The sequence below is a fragment of the Streptomyces sp. NBC_01498 genome (genome assembly GCF_036327775.1).
In the GTDB taxonomy this organism is placed as follows: domain Bacteria; phylum Actinomycetota; class Actinomycetes; order Streptomycetales; family Streptomycetaceae; genus Streptomyces.
The window spans coordinates 1,506,990-1,530,098 of the sequence record NZ_CP109598.1 but is presented as its reverse complement, the minus strand read 5'-3'; the positions used below and the strand labels follow the sequence as shown (position 1 = coordinate 1,530,098).

General features: G+C 70.9%; 14 protein-coding genes. 11 read left to right on the top strand and 3 right to left on the bottom strand.

Annotated features, from left to right (window positions below):
- Positions 1-34: 34 nt before the first annotated feature.
- Together OG875_RS06320 and OG875_RS06315 are read left to right on the top strand one after the other, a co-directional pair.
- Positions 35-577 (top strand): DUF485 domain-containing protein, encoded by a 543-nt coding sequence (locus OG875_RS06320; RefSeq protein ID WP_330173248.1) that lies wholly within the window; start codon positions 35-37, stop codon positions 575-577.
- Positions 574-2,220, top strand: a complete 1,647-nt coding sequence (locus OG875_RS06315; RefSeq protein WP_330173247.1) for a solute symporter family protein — start codon at positions 574-576, stop codon at positions 2,218-2,220. Before OG875_RS06320 ends, OG875_RS06315 begins: the two co-directional genes overlap by 4 nt.
- Here the strand turns inward: OG875_RS06315 and OG875_RS06310 are convergent.
- Positions 2,194-4,026 carry a sensor histidine kinase gene (locus OG875_RS06310; protein ID WP_330173246.1) on the bottom strand — a complete coding sequence of 611 codons (1,833 nt, stop codon included), beginning with the start codon at positions 4,024-4,026 and terminating at the stop codon, positions 2,194-2,196. The genes OG875_RS06315 and OG875_RS06310 overlap by 27 nt on opposite strands.
- Before the next feature lie 343 nt (positions 4,027-4,369).
- Here OG875_RS06310 and OG875_RS06305 point away from each other — a divergent pair, with 343 nt between their 5' ends.
- The 6 genes from OG875_RS06305 to OG875_RS06280 all read left to right on the top strand — a co-directional run bounded on the left by OG875_RS06305 (position 4,370) and on the right by OG875_RS06280 (position 15,408).
- Positions 4,370-8,656 carry a galactose-binding domain-containing protein gene (locus OG875_RS06305; protein WP_330173245.1) on the top strand — a complete coding sequence of 1,429 codons (4,287 nt, stop codon included), beginning with the start codon at positions 4,370-4,372 and terminating at the stop codon, positions 8,654-8,656.
- 220 nt (positions 8,657-8,876) lie between these two features.
- On the top strand, positions 8,877-9,884 hold the full coding sequence (locus OG875_RS06300; RefSeq protein WP_330173244.1) for a LacI family DNA-binding transcriptional regulator: 1,008 nt from the start codon (positions 8,877-8,879) through the stop codon (positions 9,882-9,884).
- A gap of 306 nt (positions 9,885-10,190) precedes the next feature.
- Positions 10,191-11,612: an ABC transporter substrate-binding protein gene (locus tag OG875_RS06295; RefSeq protein ID WP_330173243.1), complete on the top strand. Its 1,422-nt coding sequence runs from the start codon at positions 10,191-10,193 to the stop codon at positions 11,610-11,612.
- A 127-nt stretch (positions 11,613-11,739) separates the two neighbouring features.
- Complete coding sequence (locus OG875_RS06290) at positions 11,740-12,702, top strand: carbohydrate ABC transporter permease (RefSeq protein ID WP_330173242.1); 963 nt, start codon at positions 11,740-11,742, stop codon at positions 12,700-12,702.
- Between the two features lie 13 nt (positions 12,703-12,715).
- Complete coding sequence (locus tag OG875_RS06285) at positions 12,716-13,642, top strand: carbohydrate ABC transporter permease (RefSeq protein WP_330173241.1); 927 nt, start codon at positions 12,716-12,718, stop codon at positions 13,640-13,642.
- 119 nt (positions 13,643-13,761) lie between these two features.
- Complete coding sequence (locus tag OG875_RS06280) at positions 13,762-15,408, top strand: glycoside hydrolase family 13 protein (RefSeq protein ID WP_330173240.1); 1,647 nt, start codon at positions 13,762-13,764, stop codon at positions 15,406-15,408.
- A gap of 406 nt (positions 15,409-15,814) precedes the next feature.
- Here OG875_RS06280 and OG875_RS06275 read toward each other — a convergent pair whose 3' ends face one another.
- Complete coding sequence (locus tag OG875_RS06275) at positions 15,815-18,265, bottom strand: DNA gyrase/topoisomerase IV subunit A (RefSeq protein ID WP_330173239.1); 2,451 nt, start codon at positions 18,263-18,265, stop codon at positions 15,815-15,817.
- A gap of 317 nt (positions 18,266-18,582) precedes the next feature.
- Between OG875_RS06275 and OG875_RS06270 the strand changes: the two genes are divergently transcribed.
- The 3 genes from OG875_RS06270 to OG875_RS06260 all read left to right on the top strand — a co-directional run bounded on the left by OG875_RS06270 (position 18,583) and on the right by OG875_RS06260 (position 22,576).
- Positions 18,583-19,944, top strand: coding sequence for a M16 family metallopeptidase (locus OG875_RS06270; RefSeq protein WP_330177616.1), 1,362 nt, complete (start codon positions 18,583-18,585; stop codon positions 19,942-19,944).
- A 17-nt stretch (positions 19,945-19,961) separates the two neighbouring features.
- The gene (locus tag OG875_RS06265; protein ID WP_330177615.1) at positions 19,962-21,329 is read left to right on the top strand and encodes a M16 family metallopeptidase; all 1,368 of its coding nucleotides are present in this window, start codon (positions 19,962-19,964) and stop codon (positions 21,327-21,329) included.
- A 431-nt stretch (positions 21,330-21,760) separates the two neighbouring features.
- Positions 21,761-22,576 carry a M23 family metallopeptidase gene (locus tag OG875_RS06260; protein WP_330173238.1) on the top strand — a complete coding sequence of 272 codons (816 nt, stop codon included), beginning with the start codon at positions 21,761-21,763 and terminating at the stop codon, positions 22,574-22,576.
- A gap of 136 nt (positions 22,577-22,712) precedes the next feature.
- On the opposite strand, the gene OG875_RS06255 is transcribed toward OG875_RS06260, so the two are convergent.
- The gene (locus OG875_RS06255) at positions 22,713-22,994 is read right to left on the bottom strand and encodes an HPr family phosphocarrier protein (RefSeq protein WP_330173237.1); all 282 of its coding nucleotides are present in this window, start codon (positions 22,992-22,994) and stop codon (positions 22,713-22,715) included.
- Between the last annotated feature and the right edge of the window lie 115 nt (positions 22,995-23,109).

Genomic DNA, 23,109 nt, shown 5'->3' with positions numbered 1-23,109 from the left:
GCCGAAACGGCCAGCCGACAAGGAGAGTTGACCGGTGGACAAGCAGGACGGGCGTGACGCCGCGACAGTGCGGACCGACGACCCCTGGTACGACGCCCTCGCCTCGGGCTGGGGCGAACCGGACGGCGTGGGCATAGCGAGAAGCCCCGGAGCCGCCGTCGGCTCCGGGACCGCCGGGGCCTCCGTCGGCCCGGCGGGCGTGGGCGAGCACGGAGCGGGGCCCGGCGCGGCCGAGATCTACCGGGAGATCCAGCGCGGCGCCGCCTTCCAGGAGGTACGCCGCCGCTACCGCCGGTTCGTCGTCCCGGCCACCCTCGCCTTCCTGGCCTGGTATCTGGCGTACGTCGTCGCCGCGACCACCGCGCCGGGACTGATGGCACACCCGGTGGCGGGCGCCCTGAACGTGGCGATGGTAGCCGGGCTCGCCCAGTTCGCCACCACCTTCCTGCTGACCTGGGCCTACTCCCGGCATGCCCGGCTGTACCGGGACCGGGACGCGCTCGACCTGCGCTGGAGCGTCTTCGACCGTACGAGGAACCGGGACGGGGACGCCGCACGGGCGGAGGCGCGGCGATGAGAGGAGACCACCAGACGGCGGCCCTGCTGCTGTTCAGCGCGTTCGTCGCCGTCACCCTCGGCATCACCACCTGGGTGAGCCGCCACCGGCACGGCTCGGCGGACGAGTTCTACACGGGCGGACGCCTCTTCTCCCCCATGGAGAACGGTTTCGCCATCGCCGGTGACTACATGTCGGCCGCATCCTTCCTCGGTATCTCCGGCGTGATCGCCCTCTTCGGCTACGACGGCATGCTCTACTCCGTCGGATTCCTCGTCGCCTGGCTCGTCGTCCTGCTGCTGGTGGCCGAACTCGTCCGCAACTGCGGCCGGTTCACCCTCGCCGACGTCGTCGCCGCGCGGATGCGGGAGCGCCCGGTCAGGATCGCCGCGGGCACCTCGTCGATCGCCGTCTCGGTGTTCTACCTGGTGGCGCAGATGGTCGGCGCGGGCAGTCTGGTCGCGCTGCTGCTGGGCGGCACCAGCGAGGCGGCGCGCACCTGGACGGTGATCGGCGTGGGCGCGCTGATGGTCGTCTACGTGACGCTGGGCGGAATGCGGGGCACCACCTGGATCCAGATCGTCAAGGCCGTGCTGCTGATGGCCGGGACGCTCGCGCTGACCGTGCTCGTCCTGCTCCGTTTCCACGGCGACGTCAACGCGCTGCTCACCACCGCCGCCGAACGCAGCGGCCACGGCGCGGACTTCCTGTCACCCGGTCTCGCCTACGGCGGCGGCTGGACCGCGCGCCTGGACTTCATCAGCCTGGGTCTCGCGCTGGTCCTCGGTACGGCCGGGCTGCCGCACATCCTCTCCCGCTTCTACACCGTGCCCACGGCCCGCGCCGCCCGCCGCTCGGTCGTCTGGGCCGTCGCGCTGATCGGCGGCTTCTACCTGATGACGATCGTGCTCGGCTTCGGCGCGGCGGCCGTGGTCGGCACCGACGAGGTGCGCGCGTCGAGCGCGGCGGGGAACACGGCGGTGCCGCTGCTCGCCCTCGACCTGGGCGGCGGCGCGGGCTCCACCGGCGGCACGGTCCTGTTCGCCGTGGTCGCCGCCGTCGCCTTCGCGACGATCCTCGCGGTCGTCGCGGGCATCACGCTCGCCTCGTCGGCCTCCGTCGCGCACGATCTGTACGCCTCGCTCAAGCGGCCCACCTCCCGTGTGAAGTCCCGCGTCCGGAGCCGTACCGGTGCGCGGGCCGGCCGACGCGCCGGGCCGCGCGGCGAGGTCACGGTCGCCCGGTACGCGGCGGCCGGCATCGGCGCCGTCGCCATCGCGCTCGGACTGCTCGCCCGCGATCTCAACGTGGCCTTCCTGGTCGGCCTCGCCTTCGCCGTCGCCGCCTCGGCCAATCTGCCCGTGCTGCTCTACTCGCTGTTCTGGCGGAACTTCACCACGCGCGGAGCGGTCTGGTCGGTGTACGGCGGCCTGGTGCCCGCCGTGCTCCTCGTGGTGTTCTCCCCCGTCGTCTCGGGGAGCCCCGAGGCCATCTTCCCGGGGCGTGACTTCCAGCTCTTCCCGCTCCAGAACCCCGGCCTGGTCTCGATCCCGCTCGGCTTCCTGGCGGGTCTGCTGGGCACGGCCTTGTCGCGCGAACGCCCGGACGAGGCCCGTTACGCCGAGTCCGAGGTGCGGTCACTCACGGGCGCGGGAGCGGTCTGAGAGACCGTCCGGTCCCGCCGGATCACGGCCCGGGGGACCGGCCGACGCCCCCGGGCCCCGTACGAAACCGCCCGCCGGATCGCCCACGGGACCGGGACCGCCCGGCAGCTCGGATACGGCGCCGCCCGCCGGGTCGCGTACCAGGAGCCCGCCCGCGTCTACGGCGTCCCGTGGCACCGCCGCGCCCTCCGCCGCGCCGGCCAGGGCCTCGGGCAGGACGACGGTGAACTCCGCGCCCCCGTGGGCGGACGCGCCGACCCGCGCGCTGCCGCCCTGCCGTTCGGCGAGCCGGCGCACCATGGCGAGGCCCAGCCCGCGCCGGCCGTGCGCGGGGAGCTTCTTCGTCGTCCAGCCCTCCGTGAAGACCAGTTCGCGCAGGTCGGGCGGAACGCCGGGGCCGCTGTCGGAGATCCGCAGGACGACCGTACGGCCCTCGGCCCGTACCTCCACCTCGACCGTCGGGTCCTCGGAGCCGCCCGCCGCGTCCAGCGCGTTGTCCACCAGATTGCCCAGCACCGTGACGAGCCCCTGCGGGTCGACGACCCGGTCGGGCAGCAGTGTGGCGGGGGAGATGCGCAGCGACACGCCCCGTTCGGCGGCGACGGTGGCCTTGCCGACCAGCAGGGCGGCGGGCAGCGGGTCGTGGATCCGCTCGGTGACCTGCTCGGCGGTGGCCCGGTGCACGCCCACCACCTCGTTCACGAACTCCACGGCCTCCTCGTGCAACCCGAGCTCCAGCAGCCCCATCACCGTGTGCATCCGGTTGGCGTGCTCGTGGTCCTGGGCGCGCAGGGCGTCGATGAGACCCCGGGTGGCGTCCAGTTCCCGGCCGAGCCGTTCCACTTCCGTACGGTCACGGAGGGTGGCGACCGCGCCGCCGTCGTCGGTCGGCATCCGGTTGGCGATGAGCACTCGGCCGCCGCTCACGGTCACCAGGTCGTCGCCGGCCACCCGGCCCGCGAGCACGTCGGTGGTGCGCCCCGGTCCGAGCACCAGGTCGAGCGGCCGGCCGGTGGCCTCCGGCCCGAGGCCCAGCAGCCGCAGCGCCTCGTCGTTCATCAGCCGGATACGGCCCGCGCGGTCCAGGGCGATGACTCCCTCGCGCAGGCTGTGCAGCATCGCCTCGCGTTCGGCGAGGAGCGCCGCGATGTCGGAGAAGGCCAGGTCATGGGTCTGGCGCTGGATCCGCCGGGAGATCAGATACGCGCCGAGCGCGCCGACGGCGAGGGCGCCGCCCGCGTACGCGAGGAGTCCGGGGATCGTGGCCATCAGCCGTTCGCGGACGCTGTCGTACGCGATGCCCACCGAGACCGCGCCGATGATCCTTCCCGACCCGTCACGGAGCGGGACCTTGCCGCGCGCCGAGCGGCCGAGGGTGCCGCTGTCGATCTCCATGACATGGCGTCCGGCGATGGCCTCGCTGGGGTCGGTGGAGACGACCCGGCCGATCTGCCGGGTGTCGGTGTGTGACCAGCGGACCCCGCGCCGGTCCATGATCACGACGTATTCGGCGCCGGTGGCCCGCCGGATCCGCTCGGCCTCGTGCTGCACCGGCCCGTCGAGCGAGGGCCGGGACGCGAGCAGGGCCTCCGCGACCGGCCGGGAGGCAGTCGTCTCGGCGATGGCGAGCGCGCGGCGCATCGCCTGGTCGTCGAGGTGGTTGCCCAGTGGCCGGAGGAACAGTCCGGTGACGAGCACGGCGGTGCCCGCGGCGATCACCAGCTGCATCAGCAGCACCTGGGAGAAGGCGCGCCGTGGCCAGCCGAATCGCCGCCGTCGGGGGGAATGCGTCGGTCCGGCGCTCATGCGTACGAACGGTAGACCGTGCAGGTCTCTTTCTGGATTTTGCATTTTTACGCAAACTGCTTACGCGTTCTGCAAGCAACTTGCAGTCCGTTGGAGGGTCGCCCGACGGCTGACTGATAGGGCCTGGTGGGTCCGTCTTGGGTGTTTTCGCGCCAGAGAACGGCCGACTTGGTTCTGTCCGACCGGTGGACGCTCTCGCATTTCTCTGCAACTCTCTGACCGCACAACGCAAAAGATCCCGCTCCGCAGTGCAGAAACGCCTGTTGCACCAGCCAGGTGGCACCAGCCATGCAGACAGAGCCGCGCCTCGCCGCCCCGCGCCGAGGCCGAAGATCGGGGATACATGAGATCTCACCGCTGGAGATGGCGGGCGCTCTCCGCCGCCGTCACCACCAGTCTCCTGATGGTCGGCTGGCCGTCCCTCACCGCTTCGGCGGCCGACGGCCCCAACATCGCCGCGGGCAGTACCGCGGCGGCGAGCAGCGCGAAGAGCGACCACTCCGCCCGGATGGCCGCGGACGGCAACCCCTCGACGTACTGGCAGGGCTCCGGCAAGAGCCTCCCCCAGTGGGTCCAGACCGATCTCGGGTCCACCGCCCGGATCGACCAGGTCACGCTGAAGCTCCCCGCCGACTGGGAGACCAGGAAGCAGACCCTCGCCGTCCAGGGCAGCGCCGACGGAACCAGCTTCGCCACACTGAAGACCTCCGCCACGTACACCTTCGGTCCGGGCGGGGGCAACGAGGTCAGCATCTCGTTCCCCGCCACCCGGGCGCGTTACGTCCGCGTGAACATCACGAAGAACTCGGTCGCCGGCGCGGGCCAGCTCGCCGAGCTCCAGGTCCACAAGGCCGCCGCCGCGTCGGTCAACCTCGCCGCCGGGCGGACGCTCACCGAGAGCAGCCACACGGAGGTGTACGGCGCGGCCAACGCCAACGACGGCAACAAGGCCACCTACTGGGAGAGCGCCAACGGCGCCTTCCCGCAGTGGATCCAGGCCGACCTCGGCTCGTCCGTCGCCGTCAACAGCGTCGTCCTGAAGCTGCCCGACGGCTGGGGGGCCAGAAGCCAGACCCTCAAGATCCAGGGCAGCACCAACAACAGCGCCTTCACCGACCTGACCGCGTCCCAGGCGCACCAGTTCGCGCCCGGGTCGGGCAACACGGTGACGATCCCCTTCGACGCGACCACCACCCGCTACGTACGGGTCCTGGTCACGGCCAACAGCGTGCAGCCCGGCGCCCAGTTCTCCGAGCTGGAGATCTACGGTCCCGAGACGGGCGACACCCAGGCACCGACGGCGCCGACCGAGCTGGCGTTCACCGAGCCCGCCTCCGGTCAGATCCGGCTGACCTGGAAGGCGTCGACCGACAACACGGCGGTCACCGGCTACGACATCTACGCCAACAACGTCCTGCGGACGAGCGTCGCCGGGAACGTCACCACGTTCACCGACACCCAGCCCGGCAACACCACGGTCGCGTACTTCGTGCGGGCCAAGGACGCCGCGGGCAACGTCTCGGGCAACAGCAACACCGTGACCCGTACCGCCCAGGGCGGCGACACCCAGGCGCCGACCGCGCCCACCGGGCTGACCCACACCACGCCCGCGCCGACCCAGGTCCGGCTGGCGTGGCAGGCGTCGAGCGACAACACCGGGGTCACCGGCTACGAGATCTTCGCCAACAACGTGCTGCGGGACACGGTCGCGGGCAACGTGCTGACCTTCACCGACACCCAGCCGGCCGGGGCCACGGTCTCGTACTTCGTCCGGGCCAGGGACGCGGCGGGCAACCGGTCGGGCAACAGCAACACGGTCGTCCGCACCGGCAGCTCCGGTTCGGCCTCCAACCTGGCCGTCGGCAAGCCGATCAGCGCCTCCTCCGTGGTCCACACGTTCGTCGCGGCCAACGCCAACGACAACTCCACGTCGACCTACTGGGAAGGCGCCGGGGGCAGTTACCCCAACACGCTGACCGTGAAGCTCGGCTCGAACGCCTCGACCGAGAGCGTCGTCGTCAAGCTCAACCCGGACAGCAGCTGGGGACCGCGTACCCAGAACATCCAGGTGCTCGGGCGTGAGCAGAACGCGACCGGCTTCACCAGTCTGGCCGCCGCGAAGGACTACGCGTTCAGCCCGGCCTCCGGGAACCAGGTGACCATCCCGGTCTCCGGGAGCGTCGCGGACGTCCAGCTCAGGTTCACCTCCAACTCCGGCTCCGGCGCGGGGCAGGTGGCCGAGTTCCAGGTGCTCGGTGAGCCGGCGCCCAACCCGGACCTCCAGGTCACCGCGGTGACCGCGTCGCCCACCGAGCCGGTCGAGTCCAGCCCGATCACGCTCTCGGCGACGGTCCGCAACAACGGCACCGCCACCGCCGCGGCCAGCTCGCTCGAATTCCGCCTCGGCGACTCCAAGGTCGGCACGGCGTCCGTGGGGTCCCTCGCCCCCGGCGCGTCCGCCAACGTCAGCGCCGCGATCGGTCCGCGCGACGCCGGAAGCTACCAACTCAGTGCGGTCGCCGACGTGGCGAACGCGGTGATCGAGCAGAACGAGACCAACAACACCTTCACCGCGCCGGCGCCCCTCGTGGTGAAGCCGGTCGCCAGCTCGGACCTGGTCGCGACCGTCGGCACGTCCCCGTCCGCCCCGGCGGCCGGTGACACGGTCAACTTCTCCGTCTCGATCCGGAACCAGGGCACCGTCGCCTCCGCGGGCGGCGGCCACGGCGTCACCCTGACCGTCGTCAACTCCGAGGGCGCCACGGTGCGTACCCTCACCGGCACGCACACCGGGGTCATCGCCGCCGGCGCCACCACCGCGCCGGTCGCGCTCGGCACCTGGGCCGCCACCAACGGCTCGTACACCGTGAAGGTCGTCCTCGCGGACGACGCCAACGAGGTGCCGGTCAAGCGCGAGAACAACACCAGCACCCAGTCGCTGTTCGTCGGCCGCGGCGCCAACATGCCGTACGACATGTACGAGGCCGAGGACGGCACGACCGGCGGCGGCGCCACCAAGGTCGGTCCCAACCGGGACATCGGTGACATCGCGGGCGAGGCGTCCGGCCGCCGGGCCGTCAACCTCGACGCCAACGGCGAGTACGTCGAGTTCACCACCCGGGCCAGCACCAACACCCTGGTGACCCGCTTCTCCATCCCCGACGCCGCGGGCGGCGGGGGCCGCAACTCCACGCTCAACGTCTATGTGGACGGCGTCTTCCTGAAGGCGATCGACCTCACGTCCAAGTACGCCTGGCTGTACGGCGCCGAGGCGGGTCCGGGCAACTCGCCGGGCCAGGGCGCGCCCCGTCACATCTACGACGAGGCGAACATGATGCTGGGCAAGACCGTCCCGGCGGGCAGCAGGATCAAGCTCCAGAAGGACGCGGCCAACGACACCACGTACGCGATCGACTTCATCAACCTGGAGCAGGTCGCGCCGGTCGCCAACCCCGACCCGGCGACGTACACGGTGCCGACCGGATTCACCCACCAGGACGTGCAGAACGCCCTGGACCGGGTCCGGATGGACAACACCGGCACGCTCAAGGGTGTCTACCTGCCGGCCGGTGACTACCAGACGGCCAGCAAGTTCCAGGTGTACGGCAAGCCCGTCCAGGTGGTCGGCGCCGGGCCCTGGTACACCAAGTTCCACGCCCCGTCGACCCAGGACAACACCGACATCGGGTTCCGGGCCGAGGCCGCGGCGGCGGGTTCGTCGTTCAAGAACTTCGCGTACTTCGGCAACTACACGTCGCGCATCGACGGTCCCGGCAAGGTGTTCGACTTCTCGAACGTCCGGGACATCGAGATCGACAACATCTGGAACGAGCACATGGTGTGCCTCTACTGGGGCGCGAACACCGACGACATGACCATCAAGAACTCCCGTATCCGCAACATGTTCGCCGACGGCATCAACATGACCAACGGCAGCACCGGCAACCTCGTGACCAGCAACGAGGCACGGGCCACGGGAGACGACAGCTTCGCGCTGTTCTCGGCGATCGACGCCGGCGGCGCGGACATGAAGGACAACGTCTACGAGAACCTGACGTCGATCCTGACCTGGCGCGCGGCGGGTGTGGCCGTCTACGGCGGCTTCAACAACACCTTCCGCAACATCCACATCGCGGACACCCTCGTCTACTCGGGCATCACGGTCAGCTCGCTGGACTTCGGCTACCCGATGAACGGCTTCGGCACCCAGCCCACGACGATCGAGAACGTGTCGATCGTCCGGTCCGGTGGTCACTTCTGGGGCTCCCAGACGTTCCCCGGCATCTGGCTGTTCTCCGCGTCCAAGGTGTTCCAGGGCATCCGGATCAACAACGTGGACATCGTCGACCCGACGTACAGCGGGATCATGTTCCAGACCAACTACGTGGGAGGCCAGCCGCAGTTCCCGATCAAGGACACCATCCTGAACGACATCTCGATCACCGGTGCCAAGAAGAGCGGCGACGCCTTCGACGCCAAGTCCGGCTTCGGTCTCTGGGCGAACGAGATGCCGGAGGCGGGACAGGGCCCCGCGGTCGGTGAGGTCACGTTCAACGGTCTGCGGATGAGCGCGAACGCCGTGGACGTACGGAACGTCACGCCCAACTTCAAGATCAATATCAACCCGTAGCACCGGGTTGGCGAGGGTGAGGCGCTGAACCTGGTGCCGCCCGGGGGTCTTCCCCGGGCGGCATCGGGCCCGTGTCCGGCCCGGTGCCGGGGCCCTGCCCCCGCGGCGTACGGGTCTCGCCCGTACGGCGCCGGGAACCCCGCCACGCGGTACCCGGTCTGTGCAGGGACTTTACGCTCAGAAGTAAGTAGCTTGCATCGCTTGCGCTAGTCTTGCGTTCATGACGCGACGACTTGCTCAGGTGGCGAAGAAGGTTGGGGTCAGCGAGGCCACGGTCAGCCGGGTGCTCAACGGCAAGCCGGGAGTCTCCCAGGCCACACGGCAGTCCGTGCTGACCGCGCTGGACGTGCTGGGGTACGAGCGGCCGACCCAGCTGCGCGGCGAGCGCGCCAGGCTGGTCGGTCTGGTCCTGCCCGAGCTCCAGAACCCGATCTTCCCCGCCTTCGCCGAGGTGATCGGCGGCGCGCTCGCGCAGCAGGGGCTCACCCCCGTGCTGTGCACGCAGACCAAGGGCGGTGTCTCCGAGGCGGACTACGTCGAGCTGCTCCTCCAGCAGCAGGTGTCCGGCGTCGTCTTCGCCGGCGGTCTCTTCGCGCAGGCCGACGCGCCCCACGAGCACTACCGCCAGCTGCACGAGCGCCGGATCCCGGTCGTGCTCATCAACGCGCCCATAGAGAACCTGGACTTCCCGACCATCTCCTGCGACGACGCCGTCGCCGTCGAGCAGGCGTGGCGCCATCTGGCCTCGCTCGGCCACGAGCGCATCGGCCTGGTCCTCGGCCCGTCCGACCACGTACCGTCGCGGCGCAAGCTCGCCGCCGCGGTCGCGGCGGCCAAGGCGGCGGGGGAGTCGCTGCCCGACGAGTGCGTCGAGCGGTCGATGTTCTCCCTGGAGGGCGGCCAGGCCGCCGCCGCGCGGCTGCTGGACCGGGGGGTCACCGGCATCATCTGCGCGAGCGACCCGCTGGCGCTCGGCGCCGTGCGGGCCGCCCGCCGGCGCGGACTCGACGTGCCCGGCGAGGTCTCCGTGGTCGGCTACGACGACTCGGCCTTCATGAACTGCACCGAGCCGCCGCTGACGACGGTCCGCCAGCCCATCGAGGCCATGGGGCGGGCCGCCGTGGAACTGCTGTGCGCGCAGATCCAGGGCGGCGCCGTACCGCCCGGCGAGCTGCTGTTCGAGCCGGAGCTGGTGGTACGCGGCTCCACGGCGCAGTCGCCCCGCTGACGCCCGCGGCCCCGCCGCGCGCCCGCCCGCGACTTCTTCCCGCCGCGCGACGCTCCCGCGGCCCCGCAAGCCCCTTCCAGGGCCCCCTCGGGGGCCCTGTGGCCGTCCCGGGGGGTCTGTCCGGCAAATCCCGCCCTGTCCAACTCCGGTCCCCGGTACGGGCGGTGGACGATGCGGAAGACTGTCAAACTTTTACGAAAACGGCGCGACATCTTGCGGTCTCCTGTCGGCGGTGGTTGAGTGTGCCGCGCCCCGGCAGAGTTTCAGCCGCGGGCCTTCCACGCTCATGCCCGAAGGGGACCATCGATGAGAAGTGCTGGGTTCCGCCGTAATCGCCGTATCGACCGCACCGCCGCGGCCGCCATTGTCACCGTGCTCGCCCTGACTCTCGCCGCCTGCGGCACGAGCAGCAGCAGCAGCGACGACGACGGCGACTCCGGCGGCGGGTCGTCCGACCCGTCAGCGCCGTTGGACCCGAAGGCGAAGGTGACGCTCTCGATCGACTGCATGCCGCCGGCCGCCAAGGCGGCGGAGCTCAAGGAGTGGAAGGAGGACGTCAAGGAGTTCAACAAGACGTACCCGAACGTCACCATCGACGGGAAGTCCACCCCGGGCCAGTGCCTGGAGCCCCCGCGCTTCACCGCGATGCTCAAGGCGAAGTCCCAGCCCGACGTGTTCTACACCTACTTCACCGACCTTCAGCAGGTGCTGGACAACGACGGTGCCGCGGACATCTCCGCGTACGTCACCGACAAGACCGTCCCCGCGCTGAAGGACATCGACCCGGACGTCCTCGGTGTGCTGAAGCAGGACGACAAGCTCTACGGCCTGCCGACCAGCAACTACACCATGGGCCTGCTGGTCAACCGGAAGCTTTTCGACGAGGCCGGGCTCGACCCCAACTCGCCCCCGACCACCTGGGAAGACGTCCGTACGGCCTCCGACAAGATCGCCGGTCTCGGCGGCGGTGTCTCCGGCTTCGGCGAGTACAGCGCGGGCAACAACGGCGGCTGGCACTTCACCGCGTCCCTCTACGGTCTCGGCGGTGAGGTCGTCGACGCCACGGGCAAGAAGGCCGCGTTCAACACCGACCTGGGCAAGCAGGTCCTCCAGAACCTGCACACCATGCGGTGGGAGGACGACAGCATGGGCAAGACCCAGCTGCTCAAGTGGGGCGATCTCCAGAAGCGGATAGCCACCGACAAGCTGGGCATGTTCCTCGCCGCGCCCGACGACATCACGTACATGGTCCAGCAACTCGGCGCCAAGTACGAGAACTTCGGCATGGGACCGATCCCCGGCGCCCAGGCCACCCTCTTCGGCGGCAACAACTACATGATCAAGAAGGGCAGTTCGCCCGACAAGATCAAGGCCGCCATCGCCTGGCAGAACTTCAAGTTCCTCACCCCGGGCAAGGGCCAGTTCAACTGGGAGCGCAGCAAGGCCGACCAGCTGCCCGTCGGACTCCCGCAGCCGAACTTCTGGCTCGGCGACTCCAAGGCCAAGGACGACGCGCAGCGCGGCCAGCACGCGACGATGCCGGTCGAGAACTTCAAGCCCTTCATGGACAACCCGGTCAAGGGCAAGGCCGAGCCGCCGAAGGCGCAGGAGATCTACAAGATCCTCGACGTCGCGATGTCGGGAGTGCTGACCAACGAGGACGCGGACGTCGACAAGCTGCTGACGACCGCCGAGCAGCAGGTCAACCAAGTCCTGGCGACTCAGTGACGGACGGGCGGGACCGGGTCACGCGGACCCGGTCCCGCCCGCGGGCAGGTCCGCAGCGACCGGCCCGCAGCCGCGCTCCGTCCGTCCGCGCGTCACCGAGTCCGCGCACCGGCACCGAGGAGAGACCATGTCGGCCCCCACCCTGTCCAAGAGCAAGGCGACCCCGCCGCGCGAAGGACGCCCCGGCCCCGCCCGGACGGACTCCGCCCGCGAGGAGTTCCTCCGTTCCGTACGCCGCAATCTCTCGGCGCACGGATTCCTGATCGGAGCCGTGCTCTGCTTCTCGTTCTTCTCCTGGTATCCGATGGTCAGGGAATTCATCCTGGCCTTCCAGAAGACCGAGAACGGAGAGACCACCTGGGCCGGCTGGTCCAACCTCACGTACATCTTCAACGACCCCGCCTTCTGGCAGGCCTGGCGCAACACGCTCCTCTTCACCGCCCTCGCGCTGCTGCTCGGATTCGTCGTCCCGTTCGTCATCGCCGTCGTCATCAACGAATTCCGGCATGGCCAGGGATATCTCCGGCTGCTCGTCTATCTCCCCGTGATGCTGCCGCCGGTCGCGTCGGTACTGCTCTTCAAGTACTTCTACGACCCCGGATACGGCCTGTTCAACCGCATCCTGGAGACCTTCGGCCTGCCCGCACAGCAATGGCTCCAGGACACCGACACGGCCATGCTCTCCGTGGTCGTCGCGGCGACCTGGATGAACATGGGCGGGGCGACCCTCATCTATCTCGCCGCACTCCAGGGAATTCCCGGAGAGCTCTACGAGGCGGCCGAACTGGACGGCGCGGGAATCCTCCGCAAGATCTGGCACGTCACCATTCCGCAGACCCGGCTCATTCTCTCGCTGATGCTGCTCATGCAGATCATCGCGACCATGCAGGTGTTCACCGAACCGTTCCTGCTCACCAACGGGGCCGGGCCGGAAGGCTCCACGACAACGGTCGTCTATCTCATCTACCAGTACGCGTTCAACTTCAACAACTACGGCAGCGCCGCCGCACTCGGACTCGTCCTGCTCGTACTCCTCGCGGGCTTCTCCGCGGTGTACGTGCGGCTCAGTCGCGGTGGCGAGGACGAGTGAGGGGAGAGAAGGCATGACAGCGAACACGCTCGTACCCCGGCGCAATCGGGCCGCCACCGCCGAGGCCCGCCCGCGGACCCTGATCTCACCGGCCCAGCTGGGCAGATCCCGCGGCAGGGCCTTCTACTGGATCGCCTTCGCCCTGGTGGTCGCCCTCTTCACGCTGGTCTTCCTCGGCCCCCTCTACTGGATGGTCACCGGCGGTCTCAAGACCACCCAGGAAGTGGTGCAGAGCCCACCGACCGCCTTCCCGACCTCACTCCACCCGGAGAACTACGAGCAGGCGTGGAAGGTCATGGACCTCGCCAAGCTGCTTTTCAACACCCTGTACTACGCCTTCGGCGCGCTCGCCTTCCAGCTGATCTTCGACGTGGCCGCCGCCTACTCGCTCTCCAAGCTGCGGCCGGTCTTCGGAAAGGCCATCCTCGGGCTGATGCTGATGACACTGATGATCCCGGCGACCGTCCTCGTCGTACCGCAGTACCTGACCGTGCTCGACGTACCGATCGTCGAACGGAACCTCCTGAACTCGCCCTGGGCGATCTGGCTCCCGTCCGTCACCAACGCCTTCAACATCTTCCTCCTCAAACGGTTCTTCGACTCGATCCCCCGGGAGCTGCTGGACGCGGCGGCCATCGACGGGGCGTCGGCGACCCGCACCCTGCGCTCCGTGGTGCTGCCGATCTCCCGGCCCATCCTGGGAGTCGTGTCGATCTTCGCGGTCGTGGGCGTCTGGAAGGACTTCCTCTGGCCGATGCTCACCCTGCCCGACCCCGGCAAACAGACCCTCAACGTCGGTATCTACTCCCTCGCGAGCGGTGTACCGGAGAACGTCCTGATCGCGGCGCTCACCATCGCGTCCGTCCCGACGCTGCTCATCTTCCTGATCTTCCAGCGCAACATCATGAGCGGTCTGACCGCGGGCGGCCTCAAGGGCTGATCGTCCTCTCCGCTCCGTACGACCCACTCCCCACCAGCACTCCGCCGCCGGCCCTCCCATCCAGTGCCCCGTTGTCCGGGGCCGGCGGCGGAGTCCCACCTGCCCGAAAGGACCGTCACGTGGCAGCCATCGAGCCGGCCGAGGCCACCGTCGAATGGTGGCGCGACGCCGCCATCTACCAGGTCTATGTACGCAGCTTCGCCGACGGCGACGGCGACGGCACCGGTGATCTCGCCGGCGTGCGCTCCCGGCTGCCGTACCTCGTGGAACTGGGCGTGGACGCACTCTGGTTCACCCCCTGGTACCTTTCGCCGCTCGCCGACGGCGGCTACGACGTGGCCGACTACCGGACCATCGACCCGGCCTTCGGCACCCTCGCCGAGGCGGAGAAACTCATCGCCGAGGCCCGGGAACTGGGCATCCGGACGATCGTCGACATCGTGCCCAACCATGTCTCCGACCAGCACGCCTGGTTCAAGGCCGCGCTGGCCGCCGGACCGGGCAGCCCCGAGCGCGAACTCTTCCACTTCCGCCCGGGGCGCGGCGAGAACGGCGAACTGCCCCCGAACAACTGGGTGTCCGAGTTCGCCGGCGTCCCCTGGACCCGGGTGGCGGACGGCGAGTGGTACCTGCACCTCTTCGCCACCGGCCAGCCCGACCTCAACTGGGCCCACCCGGCGGTCCGCCGGGAGCACGAGGACGTACTGCGCTTCTGGTTCGACCGGGGCGTGACCGGCGTACGCATCGACTCGGCCGTCCTGCCCGCCAAGGACCCCGCCCTGCCCGACTTCACCCCCGGCACCGACCCCCACCCCTTCGTGGACCGCGACGAACTCCACGACATCTACCGCTCCTGGCGCGCCATCGCCGACGAGTACGGCGGCATCTTCGTCGGCGAGGTCTGGCTCCCGGACGCCGAACGGTTCGCCCGCTATCTGCGCCCCGACGAACTGCACACCGCCTTCAACCTCAGCTTCATGTCCTGCCGGTGGGACGCGGACCCGCTGCGGACCTCCATCGACGACACGCTCGCCGAGCACGCCCCGGTCGGCGCCCCCGCGACCTGGGTGCTCTCCAACCACGACGTCACCCGCACCGTGACGCGCTACGGGCGCGAGGACACCCGCTTCGACTTCGCGGCCAAGGCCTTCGGCACCCCCACCGACCTGGAACTCGGCACCCGCCGGGCGCGCGCCGCCGCGCTGCTCTCCCTCGCGCTCCCCGGCGCCGTCTACATCTACCAGGGCGAGGAACTGGGCCTGCCCGAGGCCGACATCCCGCGCGACCGCATCGAGGACCCGATGCACTTCCGGTCCGGCGGGACCGATCCGGGCCGGGACGGCTGCCGCGTCCCCCTGCCCTGGACGGCGGAGGCGCCGTACGCCGGATTCGGCGGGGACACCGAGCCGTGGCTGCCGCAGCCGGAGTCCTGGCCGAAGTACGCCGCCGACCTCCAGACGGACGACCCGCACTCGATGCTCAGCCTGTACCGGCGGGCACTGCGGCTGCGCCGTACGGAGCCGGGGTTCGCCGCCGCGCGGGCCGCCGGGGACGGCGAACCCCCGGCCGCCGGGGAGCTGTTGACGTGGCTGCCGTCCCCTCCCGGGGTGCTGTCCTTCACCCGGGGCGACGGACTGATCTGCGTCGTCAACCTCGGTGGCCCCCCGACGGAGCTGCCCGCCCACACGCACGTCCTGCTCACCAGCGGCCCCCTGGACGAGGAGGGCCGGCTGCCGCAGGACACGGCGGCGTGGCTGCGGAGCTGACGCGCGAACGAGGCGCCTTTCCGGCCTCCGGCCCGTACCTGTCGTGCGGGTCGGGCCGGACCGGGGGAGCGCCCGCCGCGCGGCATCCGGCCGGTGCGACGTGTCTCAAGGCGGAGTGCCGCGCGTGTACGTGGCGCGGACGCGCACGAGTCCTGAAGGGGGCCACCTCCCGTGGCCCCCGGGGGTGCCTGCGGTGGAGGGGCGCGGGGCGGCCCGCGCCCACGCGGCCCCGGTGGCCACGCCCGGAGCGGCCCGGTCGTCGCCGGTGCGAACTACCGTGCGGTGCGGAGGCGCCCGCCGCGCTCCGCCCGGTCCGGCCGCCGGAGAGCCCACCGGGCCGGAGCGGTCGTGAGTGCCGGACCGCCCGGCCCGGACCGGTCGTGAGTGCGCCGCGCTGCGCCCTACGTCAGGTCGCCGGGCCCGCCAGGACGGCGACGACCGTGGGCGGCGGCGTGCCCGAACCGTCCCTGCGCGGGTCCGGCTCCGGCAGCCGTGCCGGTGCTCCGTTCTTCTGCGCGGCCCGCGCCGGGGCCGCGCCCGCCCACGCGAAGACCAGCAGGTCCTCGCCCTTGAGGAAGCGCTGGCAGCGCACCCCGCCGGTGGCCCGGCCCTTGCGCGGATACTGGTCGAACGGTGTGAGCTTCGCCGTCGTCTCCGCGTCGTCCAGCGTGCCGTGCGAACCGGCCACCGTGTAGACGACCGCGTCCCCCGCCGGGTCGACCGCCGTGAAGGAGATCACCGAGGCACCCTCGGTGAGCTTGATGCCGGCCATGCCACCCGCGGGCCGCCCCTGTGGCCTGACCTGCGCGGACTGATAGCGCAGCAGCTGGGCGTCGGAGGTGATGAAGACCAGGTCCTCGTCGCCCGTGCGCAGCTCCGCCGCGCCCACCACCCGGTCACCCTCCTTCAGGGTGATGACCTCCAACTCGTCCTTGTTGGACGGGTAGTCCGGGACGACCCGCTTGACCACACCCTGGAGCGTGCCCAGCGCGAGACCGGGGGAGGACTCGTCCAGCGTCGTCAGACAGACGACCGCCTCGTCGGGCTCCAGCGTCAGGAACTCCGCGATCGGCGCCCCGCCCGACAGGTTCGGCGCCGACGCCGTGTCGGGCAGCTGCGGCAGATCGATGACCGGGACCCGCAGCAGCCGCCCCGCCGAGGTGACGGCGCCGATCTCGCCGCGCGCCGTCGCCGGCACCGCCGAGACGATCACGTCGTGCTTCACGCGCTTGCCGTCACCGGGGCCCAGCGGCCCCCCGTTGGCCGTACGCGCCAGCAGCCCCGTCGAGGACATCAGCACCCGGCACGGGTCGTCGGCCACCTCCAGCGGCACCGCCGTCACCGGCGAACTGCCCGACTCCAGCAGCACCGTGCGCCGGGGGGTGCCGAACTTCTTCGCCACCGTGGCCAGTTCGGCGGAGACCAGCTTCCGCAGCTCCGCGTCCGAGTCCAGGATCCCGGTCAGCTCGTCGATCTCGCCGTTGAGCCGGTCGCGCTCGCTCTCCAGCTCGATCCGGTCGAACCGGGTGAGCCGCCGCAGCGGGGTGTCCAGGATGTACTGCGTCTGCACCTCGCTCAGCGCGAAGCGCTCGATCAGCCGCTCCTTCGCCTGCGCCGAGTTGTCGCTGGACCGGATGAGCCGGATGACCTCGTCGATGTCGAGGAGCGCGACGAGCAGCCCCTCCACCAGATGCAGCCGGTCGCGCCGCTTGGTGCGCCGGAACTCGCTGCGCCGGCGCACCACGTTGAACCGGTGGTCGAGATAGACCTCCAGCAGCTCCTTCAGCCCCAGCGTCAGCGGCTGACCGTCCACCAGCGCCACGTTGTTGATGCCGAAGGTCTCCTCCATCGGCGTCAGCTTGTAGAGCTGCTCCAGCACCGCCTCGGGGATGAAGCCGTTCTTGATCTCGATGACCAGCCGCAGCCCGTGCTGCCGGTCGGTCAGGTCCTTGACGTCCGCGATGCCCATGAGCTTCTTCGCCGAGACCAGGTCCTTGATCTTGGCGATCACCTTCTCCGGACCGACGGTGAAGGGCAGTTCGGTCACGACCAGGCCCTTGCGGCGCGGCGTGACGTCCTCCACGGCGACCGTGGCGCGGATCTTGAACGTCCCGCGCCCGTTGTCGTACGCGTCCCGGATGCCCTGGAGGCCCACGATCCGGCCACCGGTGGGCAGGTCGGGCCCCGGCACGTACCGCATCAGCGTTTCCAGGTCGGCGCCCGGGTGCTTGATCAGGTGCCGGGCCGCCGCGACGACCTCGCCCAGATTGTGCGGCGCCATGTTGGTCGCCATGCCGACCGCGATCCCGGAGGCGCCGTTGACCAGCAGATTCGGATACGCGGCGGGCAGCGTGACCGGTTCCCGCTCCTGACCGTCGTAATTCGACTGGAAATCGACGGTGTCCTCGTCGATCGACTCCGTCATGAGTGACGTGGCGTCAGCCATCCGGCACTCCGTGTACCGCATCGCGGCCGGCGGGTCGTCATTGCCGAGGGAGCCGAAGTTGCCGTGCCCGTCGACCAGGGGCAGCCGCATCGAGAAGGGCTGTGCCATCCGGACCAGCGCGTCGTAGATCGACGCGTCACCGTGCGGGTGCAGCTTGCCCATCACCTCGCCGACGACACGGGCGCACTTCACATAGCCCCGGTCGGGCCGCAACCCCATCTCGTTCATCTGATAGACGATCCGGCGGTGCACCGGCTTCATGCCGTCACGGGCGTCCGGCAGGGCACGGGAGTAGATCACCGAGTACGCGTACTCAAGGAAGGAGCCCTGCATTTCATCGACCACGTCGATGTCGAGGATCTTCTCCTCGAAGTCCTCCGGCGGCGGGGTCTTCGTGCTGCGGCGGGCCATCGCTGCTGCGGCTCCTTCAGAGGTCTGTGCGGGTCCGGGCGGACTCTGGGGCGGACAACGTGCGGAACTGACGCGGACCATTGTGGACCGCCGTACTGACAACGCGGACCTCGACCCGTCGTTGGACCGGCCGGGGCGCCCTTTCCGGCGGCCCGCGGACGGGCCGGGGGAGGGCCGGGCGGACGAGGCGGACCGCGCGCCGACGGCAAGCCGTTGGCGAGTCCACGCCGCTTCGCCCGACACGGGAACGTCGCCAGGCGTCCGCACGCTTGCATACAGTGGCAGGACTTTTCCATATCGCGATCGAAGGGACGTACATGCCCATGGGTCACACGGCCACAGCGCAGGCCGGTTCCGGCGGCCTCACAGCGACCGAGCACCGGCTCGCCAACGGACTGCGCGTGGTGCTCTCCGAGGACCACCTGACCCCGGTCGCCGCGGTCTGCCTCTGGTACGACGTCGGCTCACGCCACGAGGTCAAGGGCCGTACGGGCCTGGCCCACCTCTTCGAGCACCTGATGTTCCAGGGCTCGAAGCAGGTCAAGGGCAACGGTCACTTCGAGCTGGTGCAGGGCGCCGGCGGCTCGCTCAACGGCACCACCAGTTTCGAGCGCACCAACTACTTCGAGACCATGCCCACCCACCAGTTGGAGCTCGCGCTCTGGCTGGAGGCCGACCGCATGGGCTCCCTGCTCTCCTCCCTGGACGACGAGGGGATGGAGAACCAGCGCGACGTCGTGAAGAACGAACGCCGCCAGCGGTACGACAACGTGCCCTACGGCACCGCCTTCGAGCGCCTCACCGCCCTCTCCTACCCCGAGGGCCACCCCTACCACCACACCCCGATCGGCTCGATGGCCGACCTGGACGCCGCGACCCTCGAAGACGCGCGCCAGTTCTTCCGTACGTACTACGCGCCGAACAACGCCGTGCTGTCCGTCGTCGGCGACATCGACCCCGGGCAGACGCTCGCCTGGATCGAGAAGTACTTCGGCTCGATCCCCGGACACGACGGCAAGCAGCCGCCGCGCGACGGCTCCCTGCCCGGCGTCATCGGCGAGGAACTGCGCGAGGAGATCCACGAGGACGTCCCCGCGCGCGCCCTGATGGCCGCCTACCGGCTGCCGCAGGACGGCACCCGCGAGGCCGACGCCGCCGACCTGGCGCTCACCGTCCTCGGCGGCGGCGAGTCCTCCCGCCTCCACAACCGGCTGGTGCGCCGCGACCGTTCGGCCGTCACCGCCGGATTCGGCCTGCTGCGCCTGGCCGGCGCGCCCTCGCTCGGCTGGCTGGACGTCAAGACGTCCGGCGGCGTGGAGGTGCCGCAGATCGAGGCCGCCGTCGACGAGGAGCTGGCCCGGTTCGCGGCCGAAGGCCCCACGGCCGAGGAAATGGAGCGCGCGCAGGCCCAGTTGGAGCGCGAATGGCTCGACCGGCTCGGCACGGTCGCGGGCCGCGCCGACGAACTGTGCCGGTTCGCGGTGCTGTTCGGCGACCCGCAGTTGGCGCTGACCGCCGTCGGACGGGTGCTGGACGTCACGGCCGAGGAGGTACGCGCGGTGGCCGAGGCCCGACTGCGCCCCGACAACCGGGCGGTGCTGGTCTACGAGCCGACGACCGCCGAGGACGACGCCGCCTCCGACGAGACCACCGACGAGCACGAGGGGGCGGACCAGTGAGCGACGCTGCCGTGACCATGGAGTTCCACCCGCAGCCGACCGCCGGGGAGGCCAGGCCCTGGGCGTTCCCGGCGCCCGAGCGCGGCGCGCTGCCCAACGGTCTGACCGTGCTGCGCTGCCACCGCCCCGGCCAGCAGGTGGTGGCCGTCGAGATCTCCCTCGCCGCGCCGCTGGAGGCCGAGCCCGAGGGCCTGGACGGCGTCGCCACGATCATGGCCCGCGCGCTGTCCGAGGGCACCGACAAGCACACCGCCGAGGAGTTCGCCGCCGAACTGGAGCGCTGCGGCGCCACCCTCGACGCGCACGCCGACCACCCCGGCATCCGGGTCTCCCTGGAGGTCCCGGTCTCCCGGCTGCCCAAGGCGCTCGGTCTGCTCGCCGACGCCCTGCGCGCGCCGCTCTTCTCGGAGAGCGAGGTCGGCCGGCTCGTCACCAACCGGCTCGACGAGATCCCGCACGAGCAGGCCAACCCGGCCCGCCGCGCCGCCAAGCAGCTCTCCAAGGAGCTGTTCCCGGCCACCTCGCGCATGTCGCGCCCGCGCCAGGGCACCGAGGAGACCGTCGGCCGGATCGACGCCAAGGGCGTCCGCGCCTTCTACGACGCGCACGTACGCCCCGCCACCGCCACGGCGGTCATCGTCGGCGACCTCACCGGCGTCGACGTGGACGCGCTGCTCGCCGGCACCCTCGGCGACTGGACGGGCGACACCTCCGAGCCCCGCCCCGTACCGCCGGTGACCGCCGACGACACCGGCCGCGTGGTGATCGTGGACCGCCCCGGAGCCGTCCAGACCCAGCTCCTCATCGGCCGGGTCGGCGCCGACCGGCACGACCGCGTGTGGCCGGCCCAGGTGCTCGGCACGTACTGCCTGGGCGGCACGCTCACCTCCCGGCTCGACCGGGTGCTGCGCGAGGAGAAGGGCTACACCTACGGCGTGCGCGCCTTCGCACAGGTGCTGCGCTCCGACCCGAACGGCACGGGCGCCTCCATGCTGGCCATCAGCGGTTCGGTGGACACCGAGTCGACCGGGCCCGCGCTGGACGACCTGTGGAAGGTCCTGCGGACGCTAGCCGCCGAGGGGCTGACGGACGCCGAGCGGGAGACGGCCGTACAGAATCTGGTCGGTGTCGCCCCGCTGAAGTACGAGACGGCGGCCTCGGTCGCCGACACGCTCGCCGACCAGGTCGAGCAGCACCTCCCGGACGACTTCCAGGCCCAGCTGTACGCCCGGCTGGCCGACGCCGGCACGGTGGAGGCGACGGCCGCCGTCGTCAGTGCCTTCCCCGGTGACCGGCTGGTCACGGTGCTCGTCGGGGACGCCTCGGTGATCCGGGAGCCGATCGGGGCCCTGGGCATCGGCGAGGTGAAGGTCGTCACCGGCTGACACCCGTGACGGCGTCGGCGGCCACCCCCGGGGGACTCCTCCGCACGCCCACGGCACAGGACAAAGGGAACCCCGGTGACGAATCCGTCACCGGGGTTCCTCCTATGTCCGTATTCATCCGGAGGTTGCCCGAATGCCCTGTGGCGTGCGCTACAAAAGGGCCTGTCTGTTTGGTGATTGGCGGATCGCCCGCCTAGCGTCGGTCCGGCTGTCCGGCGGACCCCGCCGCGACCGCGGCACCGGACAGCCGTCGCCGAGTCCCCGCCGGGCATGCGCCCCGGGGAGCCGGGGACCCGTGTCCCCGGGGCGGATCGGGGGCCTTCGCGCGATCCGCGGAGAGCCCCCGTAGGAGAAGGCCTTCCTGCTCCGAACCCGTCAGCCAGGCCCTGTCCGGCGGGCGAGAAGGAAGAAACGAAAGGACCCATCAGTTCATGGCGTTTACTCGTGCCACCGGGAAGCATCGTGCCCGGAGCCGGATGACCCGCCGCAGCGCCAACCTCGCCGGAGTCGCCGGCCTCACGGCCGCCGGAGTCATCGGCACTCTCGGATCGCCGGCACTCGCCGCCGAAGCCCACACGGCCGACCCGGCCCACGCCGCCCCCACGGCCCACGCCCAGGACGTCACCGAGCCCGCCCCGGTCACCCCGGTCCGCGCCATCGTCATCGACCACTCGCTCGCCGCGACGATCGACGCCCAGGCCGACGCCCAGTACGTGGCCGCCCGAGCGGCGGCGGAGCGGAAGGCGCGCGCCGAGGCGAAGCGCAAGGCCGAGGTCCGTGCCAAGGAGATCCGCCGGGCGAAGGAGCGCGCCGCCCGCGCCGCCGAGCGCAGGCGCCTCACCGCGTACCAACTCCCGGTCGGCGGCTCATCGACGAGCACCGGTTACCGGACCGGCGGCGGGCTCTGGTCCTCCGGCAGCCACTCGGGCGTCGACTTCCACGCCGCGTCCGGTACTTCGGTCGTCTCCGTCGGCGCGGGCACGGTCGTCGAGGCGGGCTGGGCCGGCGCGTACGGCAACAACGTCGTGATCCGGATGAACGACGGCACCTACACCCAGTACGCGCACCTCTCCTCGGTCGGCGTCTCCGCCGGGCAGAGCGTCGCGCCGGGCAGCCGGATCGGTCTCTCCGGCTCCACCGGCAACTCCACCGGCCCGCATCTGCACTTCGAGGCGCGGTCGAGCGCGGAGTACGGCTCCGACATCGACCCGGTCGCCTACCTGCGCGGCCACGGCGTGAACGTCTGACGGCGCGTCGGCCGTCGGACGGCCGCGACGTACGGCCGTACGAAGACGGTACGAGGACGGTACGGCGAAGGCCCCGGCAGCACGCCGGGGCCTTCGCCGTACCTCGTCCAGGCGAGCGCCCGCCGCCCAGACGGTCTCAGACGGTCTCGGGCAGCTCGTCCAGTCCCTCGGCCACCAGCTTCGCCAGCCGGTCCAGCGCCGCCTCGGCGCCCTCCGCGTCGGAGAACAGCACGATCTCGTCGCCGCCCTGCGCGCCCAGCCCCAGCACGGCCAGCATCGACGCCGCGTTGACCGGGCTGCCGTCGGCCTTGGCGATCGTCACCGGAACGCCGGACGCCGTGGTGGCGCGGACGAAGATGGAGGCGGGACGGGCGTGCAGGCCCTCGGCCCAGCCGACAAGGACGCGGCGCTCAGCCATGGTGTTGCCCTTCAAGTCACGGTTTCCGTACGGATCAGTGTCTCATGTGCCCCGGAACCGACCGGTGAGGCACCGTCGGCCCGCCCCGGACGTCGAGCCGCCATCGGCCGTGCGC